Genomic DNA, 15,913 nt, shown 5'->3' with positions numbered 1-15,913 from the left:
GGTAGGCGCAAAGGGCGCGTTATAATCCCCGCATGACCGATCTTGTGACCGTTTCCATCACCTGTGCCGACAAGGCCGAGGCCGAACGCACCGCGGAGCTTCTGGTAACGCAGAGGCTGGCGGCCTGTGTGCAGTGTGCACCGCTGCGCTCGACCTATGTGTGGCAGGGGAAGGTGGAGACGGCCGATGAGATCGGCCTGACGATCAAGACCCTGCGCGACAAACTCCCGGCGCTGGCGGCGGCGGTAAAGGCCGCCCATAGTTACGAGGTGCCGGAACTGATCGCCACGCGCATCGAGTGGGCCAGCGCCGACTACGAACAGTGGCTGAGGGACGCGCTTAAGCCTTGATCTTGCGCACTTCGAGATCGGCATATTCGGCGACCAGCGGGGCCATCTGACGAAAGCCGATGCTGCCGCCGGTGGGCCATTGGCGATCCGCGGCCCCGGTCCAGTTGACGACGGGCAGGTCGTTGATGGTGAAGGCCACACTGGCCTCCGACTTGCGGATTTTGATGCGGTAAGGCGGGCGGGCATCTTCGACATCGGGCAGGGGGTCCGCCCCCTGCGCCAGCATCTCAAAGCCCGGTGCGTAGCGCAGATTGGCCAGGTGGAAGGCGCGTTCCTCCTCCCAGCGGCGGCGGAAATAGGAGATCTGCAAGGCCTTGACGTCGCTCTTGGTATATTGGTCGTAGATGCCGGCGCGGGCTTTCAGCTTGGGCGACAGGATGTGTTCGCCATTCACCCCGCTGGCGGCAAAAAACAGGATGCACAGGCCGGGCTCTTTCAGCGGCCAGAAGTTCCAGCTTATCTCGACATGATCAGGAAAGATTTCCGGGCACCAAAAGACAAAGTTCGAGGCCTGACCTTCGGCGGCATCGCGCAGCGCGCTCAACTGCATGCGGCCATTGGGGAAATCGACCTTGGCATCGCCTTCCATTTTGAACTTTGCCACGTCGGACGCGGCCTTCAGCGGATTGGCATAGATCAGCTCACCCGCCTCGGCCGCGAACAGCGAGGGGGCCAGGAGCGAGGAAGAGGCGGAGGCGGCCAGACCGGAGGCCAGCCACTGACGACGCGAAAGGCTCATGCGAAATCTCGAAAGGGGTTGTGCGGATTACACGCGCGGATCAGACAATTCCGCCGCCATGCGCCGCGCGGGTTTTGCGCACCTTGGCCTTTTCGGCGCGATAGCCGGTGGCGCGGAAGGCCAGCATGGGGTCAATCGCTCCACCCTTGCGCAAACGCGCCATGGCCAGCGCCGGGCGCACGTCGGTCTCATAGGCCATACGCAGGCAATGGTGGGCCATCATCACGTCATTATTGGCCTGATGCTCCTTCAGCGCCTTGCGATCCACTATCAGCGCCTTGACATAGGCCCCGGCAATGGCGCGCGCCGAATTGAGCAGGCTCTCAATAGGGTCGGTCACGTTGTGCGACTGATCCATCATATAGGCCGGATTGAACTGCCCCTTGGCGCGCGTTTCGGCATAGACCAGTTCGTTGAAGATCAGGAAGAGCTGGAAGGGGTTGAGCGACCCGGCGTCGAGGTCATCGTCGCCGTATTTGGAGTCGTTGAAGTGGAAGCCGCCCAGCTTGCCGAACTGCGCCAGCCGCGCCACGATCAGCTCGATATTCACCGTCGGCGCGTGGTGGCCGAGATCGACCAGACACTGCGCCTTGGGGCCCAGCGTCTGCGCACAGAGGATGGACGTGCCCCAGTCCTGAATCACGGTGGCGTAGAAGGCGGGTTCGTACAGTTTGTGCTCGATAAACAGCCGCCAGTCGTGCGGCAGGGCGGCATAGATCGCCTTCATGCTGTCGAGATAGCGCTCCAGCGTGTCGGCAAACTCGTTCTGACCGGCAAAGTTCGAGCCGTCACCGATCCACACGGTCAGGGCCTTGGCGCCCAGCCGGTCGCCGATCTCGATACATTCGAGATTGTGCTCGATGGCCTGCGCACGGGTGGCGGGGTCCGAATGGGTCAGCGACCCATACTTATAGGACAGGCGCTGCCCCGGCTGATCCTGAAAGGTGTTGGAATTGACCGCATCGAAACCCATGCCGTAGGCGTGGGCGAAGTCGCGCACCTCGTCGATGTCGTTGGCCTTGTCCCAGGGAAAATGTAGCGAGATGCGTGGCGTCAGGCCCGACACCTGATGCACGGCGGCGCAGTCTTCGATCTTTTCCAGAATGTTGGTGGGCTCACCCGGCATGGGAAAGCGGGCAAAGCGCGTACCGCCCGACACCATGCCCCAGCTGGGGATGCCGACCTCAAGCGTCATCAGGCGATCGACCACGTGCTCGATATCGACACCCACACGCGCCAGCCTGACGCCCAGAGCTTCATAATCGGCCATATGCGCCGCCATCAGCCGCGCATTCTCCCGATCAATAATGTCCTGCGGCAGGGCCGACTGGGTCTTTTTGACGGCGACATAGCCCATTCGGGGTGTCCATTCCTTCAGCACATGGGCCTCCAGATAGGGTTAAAAGACGGACAGAGTCAAATCAACAGACCGTTCACGCGAACGGACTGGATGTGGCGCGCACGCCACGCCATATATGAGAGCGCGGGGAAACAACCCCTCAACCTGTTTTTTGTGGGCGCAGACGCGCTTTTCTTATAGGGTAGGAGAGTAACGGAAATAGCGGCAGAAAACAATCTCTGTTGCTAATTTTCGATCAATAATGATCGGCAATGGACGGGAAAGCCGGTAATCGGCTCCCGTTCGCTCATGAAAGAGCGGCTGATGTCGGGAGTGAAGGGTGCGCAATAGCCTGAGAGACGTGTCGGTAAGCCCCGTGACGGAGAGGGTTCCGTCGGCGGACGGTTACGCGATGACGGGAGTCTCCGGGGGCCATACGCGCGCCGCGGTGACGGGCGAGGGCGTCTGCGTTGTTTTTGATGTCGGCAAGACCAATGCCAAGCTGAGCGTGATTGACGCCGAGGGTCAGATCCTCAGCCGCACGACGTTCAAGACGCCGCACCTGCATACGCGGCTCTATGCGGCCTTCGATGTCGATACCCTGTTTGCCTGGTGCCTGAGCGAGCTGAAGCGCCTGTCGCAGCGCTACCGCATTGACCGCATCATCCCCGTCGCGCACGGGGCCGGTTGCGCCTTCCTCAGCGCCGATGAGCAGTTGCTGCAACCCATTCAGGACTACGAAGCCTCGATCCCGCTGCCCTATGAACGCGCCTATCAGCGGGTGCGCCCGGCCTTTGAGGAAACCCTGTCGCCGCTTCTGCCCAACGGGCTGAATCTGGGGGCGCAAATCTTCTGGCATGCTCGGCGCGACCCCAAATTCTTTGAGCGGGTCCGCTACATCCTCTCTTACGCACAGTACTGGACGTGGCGGCTGTCGGGCGTTTTGTGTTCGGAGGTGACGTCGCTCGGCTGTCACACCGACCTGTGGAACCCGACCCAGGGCACCTTCTCCAGCCTTGCCGTATCGGAGGGCTGGGCAGAACGCTTTGCCCCCCTGCGCTCGGCGTGGGAAAAGGCCGGGCCATTGCGCCCCGAAATCGCCGAGGCCGTGGGCTTAAGCCCCGACTGTCAGGTTCATGTGGGGCTGCACGATTCCAATGCCGCTCTGGCGCTGGTTATTGCGCGGCATCAGCACGATGAGGCGGCGGTACTACCGGTCATACTGACGACCGGCACCTGGTATGTCGCCATGGCTCCCGGTATTGCGCCGGCCGCCGTGTCGGACAGCCTGCGACCGGATCGCGACTGCCTCGTCAATATCGACGTCTATGGCCGCGCGGTGCCGTGCGCGCGCTTTATGGGCGGGCGGGCGCTTGAGCTGATCACCAATGGTCATGTCGATGTGCCGGTGACGCTCGATACGGTTATTGAGGTGATCGGCTCAGGGGCCATGGCCTTGCCGAGCTTCGTCGATGCCGGCGGGCCCTTTCCCGGACGGCGCGGTGAAATCGTCGGGCTCGAAACCGATACGCCGCAAACGCGCGCGGCATTGGGCCTGATCTACGTCGCGCTGATTGCGGTCACCTCGCTCGATATGATCGCCCCCGCGGATCGGCCCCTGCTGATCGAAGGCCCGGCGGCGCACAATGCCGCCTTCTGCACCCTTCTGGCCGCCATGCGCGACGCCCCCGTACTCGTCTGCGAAACCTCGTCCGGGGTGACGCGCGGCGCCGGGGCCATGGCCTTTTTCAGCGATCATGTGCCGCCGGTGCCAGCCTATAAGCCCGTCGAGCCGCAAGGCGTTGAGGCCATACGCGCCTACCGCGCCGCCTGGTTAAAGGCGATGGAAAACGATTGAAGCCCCTACCCAAAAAAGGTGCTTCCCACCATGTGGAATGCGCCCTATAAGAATCAATCACATTCGATCATCAATCGCGTAGGGCCGGGATCGGCCGCGCGTTTAAGGATCGTTACACAGAAACGCAGGGCGGGCCATATGCACCTTCAGGATCGCTGGAAGCTGATCATCGACGAACTCAATCCGGACCGCGTGACCTCGGTCGATGAGCTGACGGCGCGTCTGGGCGTGTCACCGGCGACGATCCGTCGCGACCTCAATGAGTTGCACGAACTGGGGCATCTGCTGCGCGTGCGCGGCGGGGCCATGCGCATTGAAGGCAAGCACTTCACGGCCAAGGCCGAGCCCAAGACGCCGGAGTTCCAGACCGACAGCCTGATCGGGCAATCGAGCTTTCTGGCCTCGACCATTGTCAATGCGCCGGTCAAACGCGCCATTGCCCGCGCCGCGCTCGACTTCCTCAAGCCCGGCATTTCGATGATTATCGACGGCGGCTCGACCACCTACACCATGGCCAATATGATGGCCAATGAGCCCTATCACGTGCTCACCACCTCCATTCCTATCCTGCAATGCCTGCTCGATCGCTCAAAGGTGAAGGTCACCCTGCCGGGCGGCGAGCTGTTCCGCGAACAGCGCATCATCCTCAACCCGTATGAGGACGGCATGTTGCAGAACTTCTCGGCGGCCAAGATGTTCATTGGCTGTCAGGCCCTGACGCGCAATGGCCTGATGCAGTCCGACACGCTGCTGGTGCAGTCCGAGCGCCGTCTGATGGAGCGTGCCGATCAGGTGATCGTATTGGCGGATTCCTCCAAAATCGACGCCCCGGCCTCGCTGTCGGTCTGTCCCCTGACGGCGATTGACGTGGTGATTACCGATGAAGGCCTGACCGACGCGGCGCGCGAATGGTTGGAGCACGCCGGTATCGAGGTGCGCATAGCCCAAGTCACCGCCGAAGACCGCAAGGCCTCGGAAGTGGTGTAACTCGGCAAATCGCTCAAGATTGGGTTGCGCATTACACACCGCTGAAAATTCTTGAAACTTTCATTTTTTGGAAGTATTGAGAATTTTATGCGCGGCTTGCAGGATACACTCAGGTTACACGGATATACGGATCGGATATTGACCGAGCGCCAGTTGGCGGAGGCTATCGGTGGCAGCGCGGCGCGGCGCTATGGTATCGTAAACAGGGCGCTTAAAAGCCGAAATCTTTTGCGTATCAAGCGCGGGCTCTATGCTCTTCCCGCCCATCTTCGATCCACACCGCTCCATCCGTACGTCGTAGCGCAGGCGCTTCTTCCGGGCAGTTATGTTTCCTTCGAAAGTGCGCTGTCCTTTCACGGCTGGATTCCCGAGGCCGTGCGTCAAACCGCGTCGGTCACGCCCGGACGCAAGTCGATCGACTATGAGACAGAGACCTTTGGAACCTTCACCTTTTTGCCGTTGGCCTTGCAGCCCTATCAATTTCTGGTTGGCGTGGAACGCCACCGCCTCAATGACGCGACGGCTCTGATTGCGTCCCCTCTGCGCGCCCTGATGGATATCGTGGCCCACCGCAAAATCACGTGGCAGGGGAGGGCGTGGATCACCGAAGGCCTGAGGGTGGATATCGAACAGATGTCCGGGCTCGATCCTCAAACATTCGAAGAGGTGTGCGGCGTCTATAAACACACAGCCGCGAGGGAATTCGCAAGCAGGCTTTATGACGCCTTGGCCCCATACAGGGAGGCGACGCGATGATAGACATCATTCGGCAAAAACTGAGCCAGTACAACGCCGTCAACGCCCTTGAGGTCGAAAATGCCCTCAAGGAAATCCTTCAGGAGATTGCTTTACACGCGTTGTGGCGTGCGGACTTTTTCGATACGTCGCTGTTTCAGGGCGGAACGTGTCTGCGTATTCTGCACGGCCTGCCCCGCTTCTCTGAAGATCTCGATTTTATCCTCCGCACGCCCGACCCGGACTTTGAACTCCAACCCTATTTGAAAACTCTGTCAGAGGTCTTCGACCAGTTTGGTCTCCAGCTAGAGGTGGTGTCGAAAGAACGCATGGACAGCGTCATTCGTGAAGCCGTCCTGAAGGATAACTCCATCGCCCGACAACTCGACCTCAGCTTTGCCGACGGGCGGCAAAAGACCATTAAGATCAAACTGGAAATCGACACAAATCCGCCTGAGGGGTCAGGAGAGGACACAACCTATCTCGATTTTCCAACGGATTATGAAGTCCGCCACCAGGACCTCCCGTCTAACTTCGCCCTCAAAATCCATGCGCTTCTTTGCAGGCCCTATGTGAAGGGGCGCGACTGGTTTGACTTCTCCTGGTACGTGGCCAGAGGTGTGAGGCCGAACCTGAATCTTCTGTCAGCGGCGCTGCGGCAAAAAGGGCCGTGGGCGGGCCAGACGGACCTTCAGGTCGATATGGACTGGGTACATGCCGCGCTGACGAACAGGATCGACGCGATTGTCTGGTCAGATGCCGCAGAGGATGTGCGGCGCTTTTTGCGCCCCTCCGAAGCCAAAAGCCTCGATCTGTGGAGCGCGCGGTTCTTCCACGCACGCGCCCAAAAACTCCATCAGGATTTCCATCGATCTTGAATGTCTGCGCACGCGGAGATGATAAAGCGATGCGCAATTTCCAAACCATCGCAGGCACCTTATCCTTGTAAATCTACCAGCCGTCGGTAGATTTACAAGGATGGGCCCCGGTTCGGGGCAAAAGCCTTACCTCAGGCCATGTAAAAGACCGGCTTCAAATCCGTCGCCACCGGCGAATTGTCGGGGTTTGAATCCATGATGTCGGCCATATAGGCCCACCATTTTTTCATCACCGGATGGGCGGGCAGGTCGGCCATGGTGTGGTTGTCTGTGCGGCGCAGGACGCCAAACAGGGTCAGGGTTTCCGGGTCGAGGAAGATCGAATAGTCCGACACCCCGGCCTCGTGCAACAGGTCCGACAATTCCGGCCAGATTTCATCGTGGCGCTTCTGGTATTCGGCCTCAAAGCCCGGCTTGAGCTGCATTTTGAAGGCGTGGATCTGGGTCATGAGGTTTAGTTCCCTGAAATCTTTGCCGGGGCCTCGCGCATGACGGGCCAGTCGGCGGGGGTGAGGTCATAGTGTTTCGGATCGGCCGGATGGGCCGGATCGAAGGCGGTGAAATCGGGCGCGGCCTTGAGGCCCAGCCCGCTCTGCGGATCGGTGATCGCCTGCGCCACGTAATTGGCGATCTGATAGGCGCCGTAGGCATTGTGGTGGGTCTTGTCCTGACCGTTATTGCCAAAGGCCAGCGGACTAATCTCAGGCCCCAGCGCCTCATAGAGCGTCTTCGTCTTCGCGGTCAGGTCGATAAACGGCACGTTCAGCTCGGCCGCCACCTTACGCACCGCGTCATCATAGCCGGCCAGCGTGTTGGTGATCTTGCCGTCTTGAAACGAGCGGCGCGACACCGGCGAAATCAGCACCACCTTCGCTCCGCGCGTCTGCGCATCCGTCGCAAAGGCCTTCAGCCAGGCCGGGTATGACCGCTCAGCATCGACATAGGTGCGCGGCCATTGCTTCTTCTGATCATTATGGCCGAACTGCATCAGCACCACATCCCCCGCGCGCAGATCGCTCAGAAGCTTGTCCCAGCGCAGGGAGGTGACGAACGACTTCATCGTCTCGCCAGAGCGCGCGTGATTGGCGACGGAGACGTCGCTGGCCAGAAAGCGTGGTAGCATCTGTCCCCACGAGGCGTAGTCCGTGCCAGCCTGATCGGTGACGGTTGAATCCCCGGCAATCAGGATACGGCGGGCTTTTATGGGGGTGATCTCAACGCTTTGCACGGCGGGTGAGGGGCCCGAAAATGCGATGGTCAGCCTGTCATCCCAGGTGCGCCCGATGTCTTCGTCGCCGCGCAGACCGACGCGCGGGGCCTTGCCCTTGGCATCCTGCTCGGACGTGATGACCGCGGCGTCGCGCACATTGACGATAAACTCAACCGTCTTCGTCTCACTCTTTTTCAGCACCACCGGGGCCAGCATCAGCCGCCGGTCTTCGGCCCAGATCGAGGTGCGGCTTTCTGCCTTTTTCGCGCCCAGAGTCACGCGCACGCGGTAATCACCCGGAGCCGCCTTTACGGCCAGAGCGACCTCGTTGCCGTCGCGTGTATTGGTAAAGCCATAGCCGCGGGTTGCGTCATAGGTCATGTCAGGTGTCACCCGCACGGCCGTCGCATCGGCTTTCAGGGCGGGATCAAGCAGGAAGCGCTGGGGCAGGGTCGTCACAGAGGCCTCCGAAGCTGCGGTCTGGGCCATGACGGATGTTCCGCCCAAAGTCAGGGCAAGCGTCAAAACAAGCACGCCCCTTCGCAAGCGAGTCTCATTTCCCTGATTACTTTTGATCATAATGGTGTTTTTTCTGATCATAATTGGCCCTTATGTGCTCGTTTGTGATATTTTTTCATTGATATGACCCGTCGTCAATGTCATCTTAACGCACCAGCCGCCACTGGCCGTCGCTGCGCGGGCGTCCAAGACCCGCCGATCTGAAGATCCCGACCACGGCGCTGTCTCAGAGGAACCCCAAAAGAGGACCCCCGATGCCCAACCAGAAACCGCTGCGCCGGAAGCTTTTCCGCATGGCAGCTCTTTCGCGTGTTTCGCAAATCGGTCTGATCGCCGCCGCCGGTGCCCTGCTGGCCTTTGGCGCGACGGCGCAGGAACTGGGGATTCCGCAGGGCTCCGATGCGCAAAAACAGGCGCAAGCCGCCAGTGACGCCGCCAAGGCACAAAACGTCTTCCTGATGTCGGCCTTCATGGCCACTTCGCAAAATACCCTCAGCCTGTTCACCTCCGTCGACGGCGTGACGTTCAGGACGCTGGGCTCTGAGGTCTATACGCCGCAAAAAGGTTTGCTGCGCGACCCGTCGATCATCCGCCATACGGACGGCTACTATTACGTGGTCTATACCACCAGCTGGGACGGCTCGGATTTCGGGATCACCCGCTCGAAAGACCTGAAAAGCTGGGAGCTTGTGCGCGAGGTCAAGATCGACCTGCCGGGAGTCACCAATACCTGGGCGCCCGAATGGTTCCGCGACAAGGACGGCAGCCTGAAGGTCGTGGTGTCCCTGTCGAAGGGCGGCACCAAGGGGCCGTTCGGGGCCTATGTGATCGAGCCCAACTCTGACTTCTCGCAATGGTCGGCGCCCAAGCCGATGCAGGGCCTGCAAGGCAACTATATCGACACCTTCTTGGTGGCCACCGACAAGGGCTACACCGCCTTCGTCAAGAACGAGACGACCAAATTCATCGAACTGGCTACGGCCAAATCGCTCTACGGCCCATGGAAAATCGAGAAAAAGGGTGACTGGGCCGGGTGGGGCGACTGGCGCGAGGGTCAGGCGCTGGTGAAGCTGCCAGATGGCGGGTGGCGCATCTATTTCGACGACTATATCACCAAGCGCTACTGGTATTCCGACAGCCACGATAACTTCAAAACCTGGACGCCGAAGAAGGAAATCGGCGGCGTGTCGGGCGTGGTGCGTCACTTCACCGTCCTGTCTGAAGACCCGAAGACTCTGGCCGAAGCCACCAAGCCCAAAAACCCACCGAAAAAAGTCACCTGGGACGAACACTCCCTGATGGTCGATGGCAAGCGCATCATGGTGTGGTCGGGCGAAGTGCACCCCTTCCGCCTGCCCAACCCGTCCCTGTGGCGCGACGTGTTGCAAAAGATGAAGGCGTCGGGCTTCAACGGCGTCGCCTTCTATTTCAACTGGGGCTACCACTCGCCGGCACCGGGCGTTTATGATTTTACCGGCATCCGCAATGTCGAACGCGCCATCGAAATCGCCGAGGAAGAGGGCATGTACGTCATTGCCCGCACCGGCCCCTATGTGAATGCCGAACTGACCGCAGGCGGCTTCCCCGGCTGGTTGCTGCGTCAGCGCGCCGAAGCCCGCACCGATGACCCGCTGTTTCTGGCCGCTACCGATGAGTGGATGACGCAGATCAACGCCATCATTGCGCGGCATCAGATCACCAACGGCACCGGCAATGTCATCGCCTATCAGCTCGAAAACGAGCTGGGCAAGGTCGAGCCCAAGCACGTGCGTCAGATGGAGCATCTGGCCAAAAAAGCGCGCGCTGACGGCATCACCGTGCCCTTCTTCCACAATGCGGCCGGGCGTTTGCCCGACTGGACGCCGAAGGACTCGACCGCGCCGTGGGCCAATCCGGGGCCGACGGACATCTATGCCTTTGACGGCTATCCGGGTGGCACCTGTAATGTTCATGCTGATCCGTCAGGTCCCAACAAGGCACCCGACTGGGGCATCTATGGCACGACGCCGCCGCGCATCGGCTCGCTGTCTTCGCCCAAAACGCCCGGTTTTGCAGCCGAGCTGGGTGGCGGCTGGTTCGACTACTGGGGCTCGAACGGCACCTATGAGTGTACGGCCAAGCGTCAGGGTAAGGGCTATCAGCGCGTCTTTTACGGCACCAATCTGATCAACCGCATCACCATCCACAACGTCTATATGACGTTTGGCGGGACGTCGTGGGGCTGGCTGGCCGGGCCGGTCGTCTATACCTCTTATGACTATGGCGCGGCCATTTCCGAAGACCGGGGCCTGCGCGAAAAGGCCTATGCGCTGAAGCAGCAGGGCATGTTCGTTCAGGCGGCGGAGCCGGTGCTGGCCGAAATGGACAAGGGCCCGGTGCTTAAAGTCTCGAACGACAAGATCAAGGTCTATCACAACATCAATCCGACGCTGAAAACCCACATCCTGTTTGCGGTCCATAACCCGTCCGATGCCCTGACCGACGACAGTGCCACGTTTGAGCTGACGACCAAGGACGGCACCTATACCATCCCGGTGCGCGTCAATGGTCAGGACGCCAAGATGCTGCTGGCGTCCTACGCGATGGAGCGTCAGCACCTCGTCTATTCCAACTCGGAAATCCAGACGCATTTCCAGACTGGTGAACAGGACACTGCGCTGCTGCACGGCCGTGTCGGGGAGGCGGGGGAAACCGTCCTGCGCTTCTCGCAAGCGCCGAAGGTCGAGCTCCTGTCTGGTCAGGCGACGACGAAGTTTGACGCCAAAACCGGCGATCTGAAGATCAGCTATACGCATAGCGGCCTGATCCGTCTGCGCATCACCGGGGGTGGCCGTGCGCCGTTGCTGCTGCTGATCGCTGATGAGCCGACCAGTTTCAATTTCTGGCGTCAGGAGACGGCGCAAGGCCCTGTGCTGCAAATGACGGCGGCACTGGTGCGCGAAGCCAGGCTTTCAGGCGGCAAGCTCGACCTGCTGGGCGACACCATGACGGAATCGGCCCTGACGATCTGGGGACCGAAGTCGGTTGAAAGCGTCACCTTCAATGGCGAACCGGTCGCCGTCACGGCGCAAAACGACGGCAGCCTGTTCAGCACCCAGCCCCTGCCGCGTCCGGAAAAGGTCACCCTGCCGGACCTCGCGCAGGTGGCGTGGACGCGCCGCATGGACAGCCCCGAAGCGCAACCGGGCTTTGATGACAGCCAGTGGGTCAAGGCCGATAACCGCCCGACGGCGGCCCAGACCTGGACGACCACCGAACGCGGTCAGCCGACGCTGAGCATGAGCGATTACGGCTTCCACCACGGCGATGTCTGGTATCGCGGGCGCGTGAAGATCACCGATCAGACGGCGGATCAGCTTGAGCTGTTCTACGGCGCGGGCGGGGCCGGCATGATTCAGGTGTGGGTCGATGGCAAATATATCGGCCAGCACGAACACGATACGGGCCGTCAGTTCCCCGAAACCACCGATAGCGTGAAGTTCAAGCTCGACAAGCTGACGCCCGGTGAGCACGTGATTTCGGTCATGGTGCGCAACAATTCGCACAACTGGGACCTGATGGCCGATGACGCGCACCGCGAAGCGCGCGGCCTGATTGCCGCATCGCTGACCACGCGCGCCGGTCGTCGTTTTGCGGTGCCGATCGAATGGCGCATTCAGGGCAACAAGGGCGGCGAACAGATCGCTGACCTCGTCCGCGGTCCTCTGAACAATGGCGGCCTCTATGGTGAGCGTGAAGGCTGGTATTTGCCGGGCAAACAAGAAGGTTGGGAGACTACGAGCCAAACGGCAGCTCCTCCCGCGGCGGGCACCTACTGGCTGCGGACTCAATTCAAGCTCGACCTGCCCAAGGGGCACGACGTGCAGCTTGGCCTGAGCTTCGGCGATACGACGCAGCCGCGCTCAGACCGTGAAAACCGTGTGCTGATCTTCGTCAACGGCTGGAATATGGGGCAGTTTATCGCCCATATCGGCCCGCAGCGCACCTTTGTCATCCCTCCGGGTATCCTAAACCCCAATGGCGACAATACCATCGCTCTGGCCGTCACCACCGATGGCAAGCCGGAAAACGCGCTGGAGCCCGTTCAACTGGTTAACCTGCGTACCGCGCGCACCAGTGTCCCTCTCGACATCATGCCCGCACCCAATAAGCTGCAACGCTAACAGTACCTTCCCTCCCAAGAAGTCCCTCTCTCATGACCGCTCAGATCCTCAAAAAGCCCGTCAATACGAACAATCAGGTCCTCACCCCGACCGATCCGTTCAACATCCATCCGCTGCTCCAACATCAGTCGGCGGCGCTGGATGCCGATCGTGACGATTATCGCCGGGCCATCGACCTGCTGATCGACAATCTGATCCACATTGAGGACACGTCGGGTGAGTTTCTGCTGCGCCTGACCGATGGCCGCGTGATCGACACCAAGGCCTGGCATGGCTTTGAGTGGACGCAAGGCATCGGCCTTTACGGCATGTACAAGGTCTGGGAGATGACCGGCGATAAAAAAGCCTGGGACATCATGATCAACTGGTTCGAGGACCGGTTCAAGGAAGGCTCACCGTCGCGCAATATCAATACGGTCGCGCCCTTCCTGACGCTGGCCTATCTGTTTGAGCGCACCGGCGACCGCCGCTATCTGCCCTATCTCGATGTGTGGGCGGAGTGGGTCTATAATGATCTTCCGCGTACGGAAGAAGGTGGCTTCCAGCACATCGTCTATAACAGCGTCAATAACCAGCAACTGTGGGACGACACGCTGATGATGTCGGTCGTGCCGCTGGCCAAGATCGGCCTGCTGCTCAATCGTCCGCACTATGTCGAAGAGGCCAAGCGTCAGTTCCTGATCCATATCAAGTACCTGACCGACCGCAAGACCGGCCTGTGGTTCCACGGCTGGACCTTTGATGGTCGTCACAACTTCGCCAACGCCCTGTGGGGGCGTGGCAATTCGTGGGTGACCATCGTCATCCCGGAATTTATTGAACTTCTGAACCTGCCGAAGGATGATGCCTTCCGTATGTTCCTTATCGAGACGCTGGAAGCGCAGGTCAAAGCCCTTGCAAAGGTTCAGGCCCCGTCGGGCCTGTGGCGCACCATCCTTGACGATGAAACCTCCTACGAAGAGGCCGCGGCCTCGGCGGGCTTTGCCTATGGTATCCTGAAGGCCGTGCGTAAGGGCTATATCTCGCGTGAGTATGAAGCCATTGGCATCAAGGCCGCCAAGGCCGTGCGCGCCCATATCAACAGCGCGGGTGAACTGACCCAGGTGTCGTTTGGCACGCCGGTGTTCAACTCCATTCAGGAATATAAGGACATCCCGCTGACCTCGATGCCGTTTGGTCAGGCTATGGCGCTGCTGACCATGGGCGAGTTCCTGTACCGCTTTATTTAACACGCGCCTCCCCGGTTCAGGGGAGGTGGATTTTTTGGTGTGAGCCAAAAAAAGACGGTGGGGTTCAGGTCGGCATGATCAGCCCCTTCCGTCGCCGTCGAGACGGCGATACCTCCCCCGCTATGCAAGGGAGACGGATTTTGGGAGTGAAACGATATGGCCGAAGTGGCAAGCGTACGTAAGCCAAGCTGGATCAACTACTGGGGTTGGGGATCGGGCGATATGCTCGGTGCCGGGGCTCAGGCCGTCATCACCGGCTGGCTGTTTTATTTCTTCACCAACTTCTGCGGTCTGAGCGCCATTGATGCCGGGTTTATCCTTGGCCTGCCGCGCCTGCTCGAAGCCATTACCTGCCCGCTGATCGGCTATATCTCCGACAATCTGCGCCATACCTGGGTGGGGCGTAAAATCGGCCGACGCAAGATCTTCCTGCTGATCACCATACCGCTGCTGCCGTCCTTCGCCCTGTTGTTCGTGACCGGTCAGACCTTCTGGTATTATCTCTTCGTCTTCATCTTCTTCGAACTGCTCTACACCATGTTCCTCATTCCGTGGGAAACGCTCGCCGCGGAAATGACCAAGGATTACAAGGAAAAGGCCAAGTTCGCCGGCGCGCGCATGATCATTGCGCAGTCTTCCGCCATCCTCGCCTCCTACCTGCCGACCTTCATCATCGACAATTTCGGGGGCAAGGATTCGCCAGACACCTTCCTGATCATGGCGACCATTTTTGGTCTGCTGTTCTCGCTGGTGGTTATTCTGGTGGTTGTCTTCTCGTGGGAGCGTCCGTACACGGAAGATGAAAAGCTTATCCAGCCGCAGCCCTTCAATGCCGCCGCCGCGCTGATGATCCCTGTCAACATGTTCCGCGATCTGTTCTCGACGCTGAAACTGCGCGCCTTTCGTCAGCACCTGTCGATCTATCTGGGCGGATACCTGTCGCAGGACATCTTCAACACTGCCTTCCCGCTGTTTGTGGCGACCGTTCTGGCGGCCGGGGCGACGCTGAGCAAGGGCGAAACCACGACGCTGATTTCGGGCATGATGACGCTGATGTATATTGCGCAGCTCGTGTCTGTGATGATCGCCATTCAGGTGGTGATCAAGACCGGCCCGACCCTGGCCTATCGCATCGCCATCAGCTTTGTGGGCGCCGCGCTGTTGCTGTTCCTCGCCTTCTACTTCACCCAGCCCGAAGGCATCGCGGCGGGTCTCGAAGGCCTCAATGGCAATCTGTTTGCGGCTTTCAGCCATTCCAATTTCGGCGTCGCCTTCTGGCTGATCGTGCCGATCATTCTGGCGGGTCTGGGTCGCGGCACGCTGAATTTTGTGCCGTGGTCGGTCTATAACTATCTGCCTGACATTGACGAGGCCGTGACCGGTCAGCGCCGCGAAGGTATCTTCGCCGGGGTCATGACGCTGGTGCGTAAGGTGGCGCAGTCTGCGGCCATCGTGGCGACCGGCTGGATCATTAATCAGGGTGGTTATCTGGCGGCACCGAAGGACTCGTCCGTTGTCATCCAGCAGTCGCCGGAAGCCATCCATACGATTGTGCTGGTCCTGATCGCCGGTCCGATCGTCGTGATGGTGCTGGGTATGATCATCTCTTGGAGCTTCGGCCTCAACGTCAAATCACATGGCATCCTTGTCCACGAGGTCGAGCGTTTGCGCGCGGGCGAGACCGAGCCGGAATCGGAGGAAAGCCGTCGTGTGGTTGAAAACCTGACCGGCTTCAAGTTTGAAAAACTTTGGGGCCGCTACAAGCGCTAAGCGAGAGAGCAGACCCCCGTCTCACGGAGACGGGGGTTCTTCATTGCAACCCCGGTGTTTAGAGCGATGTGCGGAAAAGTGTGAGCGGTTTTCCGCAAAACATCGCGACAAAACAAAAATTTAGAGCGAAATGGCG

Annotated in this window: 12 protein-coding genes; 8 read left to right on the top strand and 4 right to left on the bottom strand. The window is 60.1% G+C overall.

All coding sequences use genetic code 11. From position 1 onward, the window contains the following. Positions 1-32: 32 nt before the first annotated feature. On the top strand, positions 33-350 hold the full coding sequence (gene cutA, locus ACK8OE_RS04325) for a divalent-cation tolerance protein CutA (RefSeq protein WP_410271515.1): 318 nt from the start codon (positions 33-35) through the stop codon (positions 348-350). Here cutA and ACK8OE_RS04320 read toward each other — a convergent pair. Both ACK8OE_RS04320 and rhaI read right to left on the bottom strand, forming a co-directional pair. Beyond that, entirely contained in the window at positions 340-1,089 is a 750-nt protein-coding gene (locus ACK8OE_RS04320; RefSeq protein WP_410271514.1) for a DUF1961 family protein, read from the bottom strand. The genes cutA and ACK8OE_RS04320 overlap by 11 nt on opposite strands. Positions 1,090-1,129: 40 nt before the next feature. After that, on the bottom strand, positions 1,130-2,470 hold the full coding sequence (rhaI, locus tag ACK8OE_RS04315; protein WP_126422467.1) for an L-rhamnose catabolism isomerase: 1,341 nt from the start codon (positions 2,468-2,470) through the stop codon (positions 1,130-1,132). 370 nt (positions 2,471-2,840) lie between these two features. Between rhaI and ACK8OE_RS04310 the strand changes: the two genes are divergently transcribed. The 4 genes from ACK8OE_RS04310 (at position 2,841) to ACK8OE_RS04295 (ending at position 6,886) form a co-directional block, all read left to right on the top strand. After that, positions 2,841-4,286 (top strand): FGGY-family carbohydrate kinase, encoded by a 1,446-nt coding sequence (locus ACK8OE_RS04310; protein WP_410271513.1) that lies wholly within the window; start codon positions 2,841-2,843, stop codon positions 4,284-4,286. 138 nt (positions 4,287-4,424) lie between these two features. Beyond that, a complete protein-coding gene (locus tag ACK8OE_RS04305; RefSeq protein ID WP_410271512.1) occupies positions 4,425-5,273 on the top strand; it encodes a DeoR/GlpR family DNA-binding transcription regulator in 849 nt (282 codons plus the stop codon). Positions 5,274-5,411: 138 nt separating this feature from the next. Further along, positions 5,412-6,029 (top strand): hypothetical protein, encoded by a 618-nt coding sequence (locus tag ACK8OE_RS04300; protein WP_410271511.1) that lies wholly within the window; start codon positions 5,412-5,414, stop codon positions 6,027-6,029. After that, positions 6,026-6,886, top strand: coding sequence for a nucleotidyl transferase AbiEii/AbiGii toxin family protein (locus tag ACK8OE_RS04295; RefSeq protein WP_410271510.1), 861 nt, complete (start codon positions 6,026-6,028; stop codon positions 6,884-6,886). The genes ACK8OE_RS04300 and ACK8OE_RS04295 overlap by 4 nt, the downstream gene beginning before the upstream one ends. Before the next feature lie 131 nt (positions 6,887-7,017). On the opposite strand, the gene rhaM is transcribed toward ACK8OE_RS04295, so the two are convergent. Together rhaM and ACK8OE_RS04285 are read right to left on the bottom strand one after the other, a co-directional pair. Further along, on the bottom strand, positions 7,018-7,335 hold the full coding sequence (gene rhaM, locus ACK8OE_RS04290) for an L-rhamnose mutarotase (RefSeq protein ID WP_410271509.1): 318 nt from the start codon (positions 7,333-7,335) through the stop codon (positions 7,018-7,020). 5 nt (positions 7,336-7,340) lie between these two features. Next, positions 7,341-8,585, bottom strand: coding sequence for a rhamnogalacturonan acetylesterase (locus ACK8OE_RS04285; RefSeq protein ID WP_410271508.1), 1,245 nt, complete (start codon positions 8,583-8,585; stop codon positions 7,341-7,343). 323 nt (positions 8,586-8,908) lie between these two features. Here ACK8OE_RS04285 and ACK8OE_RS04280 point away from each other — a divergent pair, with 323 nt between their 5' ends. The 3 genes from ACK8OE_RS04280 (at position 8,909) to ACK8OE_RS04270 (ending at position 15,777) form a co-directional block, all read left to right on the top strand. Further along, positions 8,909-12,778: a beta-galactosidase gene (locus ACK8OE_RS04280; protein WP_410271507.1), complete on the top strand. Its 3,870-nt coding sequence runs from the start codon at positions 8,909-8,911 to the stop codon at positions 12,776-12,778. A gap of 32 nt (positions 12,779-12,810) precedes the next feature. Then, positions 12,811-14,007: a glycoside hydrolase family 105 protein gene (locus ACK8OE_RS04275; protein WP_232037047.1), complete on the top strand. Its 1,197-nt coding sequence runs from the start codon at positions 12,811-12,813 to the stop codon at positions 14,005-14,007. Between the two features lie 156 nt (positions 14,008-14,163). Next, entirely contained in the window at positions 14,164-15,777 is a 1,614-nt protein-coding gene (locus tag ACK8OE_RS04270; protein WP_410271506.1) for an MFS transporter, read from the top strand. Positions 15,778-15,913 lie beyond the last annotated feature (136 nt).

Origin of the sequence: Asticcacaulis sp. W401b (assembly GCF_046503825.1) — a bacterium.
Taxonomy (GTDB): Bacteria; Pseudomonadota; Alphaproteobacteria; order Caulobacterales; family Caulobacteraceae; genus Asticcacaulis.
The sequence above is the reverse complement of the archived record's forward strand: the minus strand, read 5'-3'. Positions and strand labels throughout refer to the sequence as shown.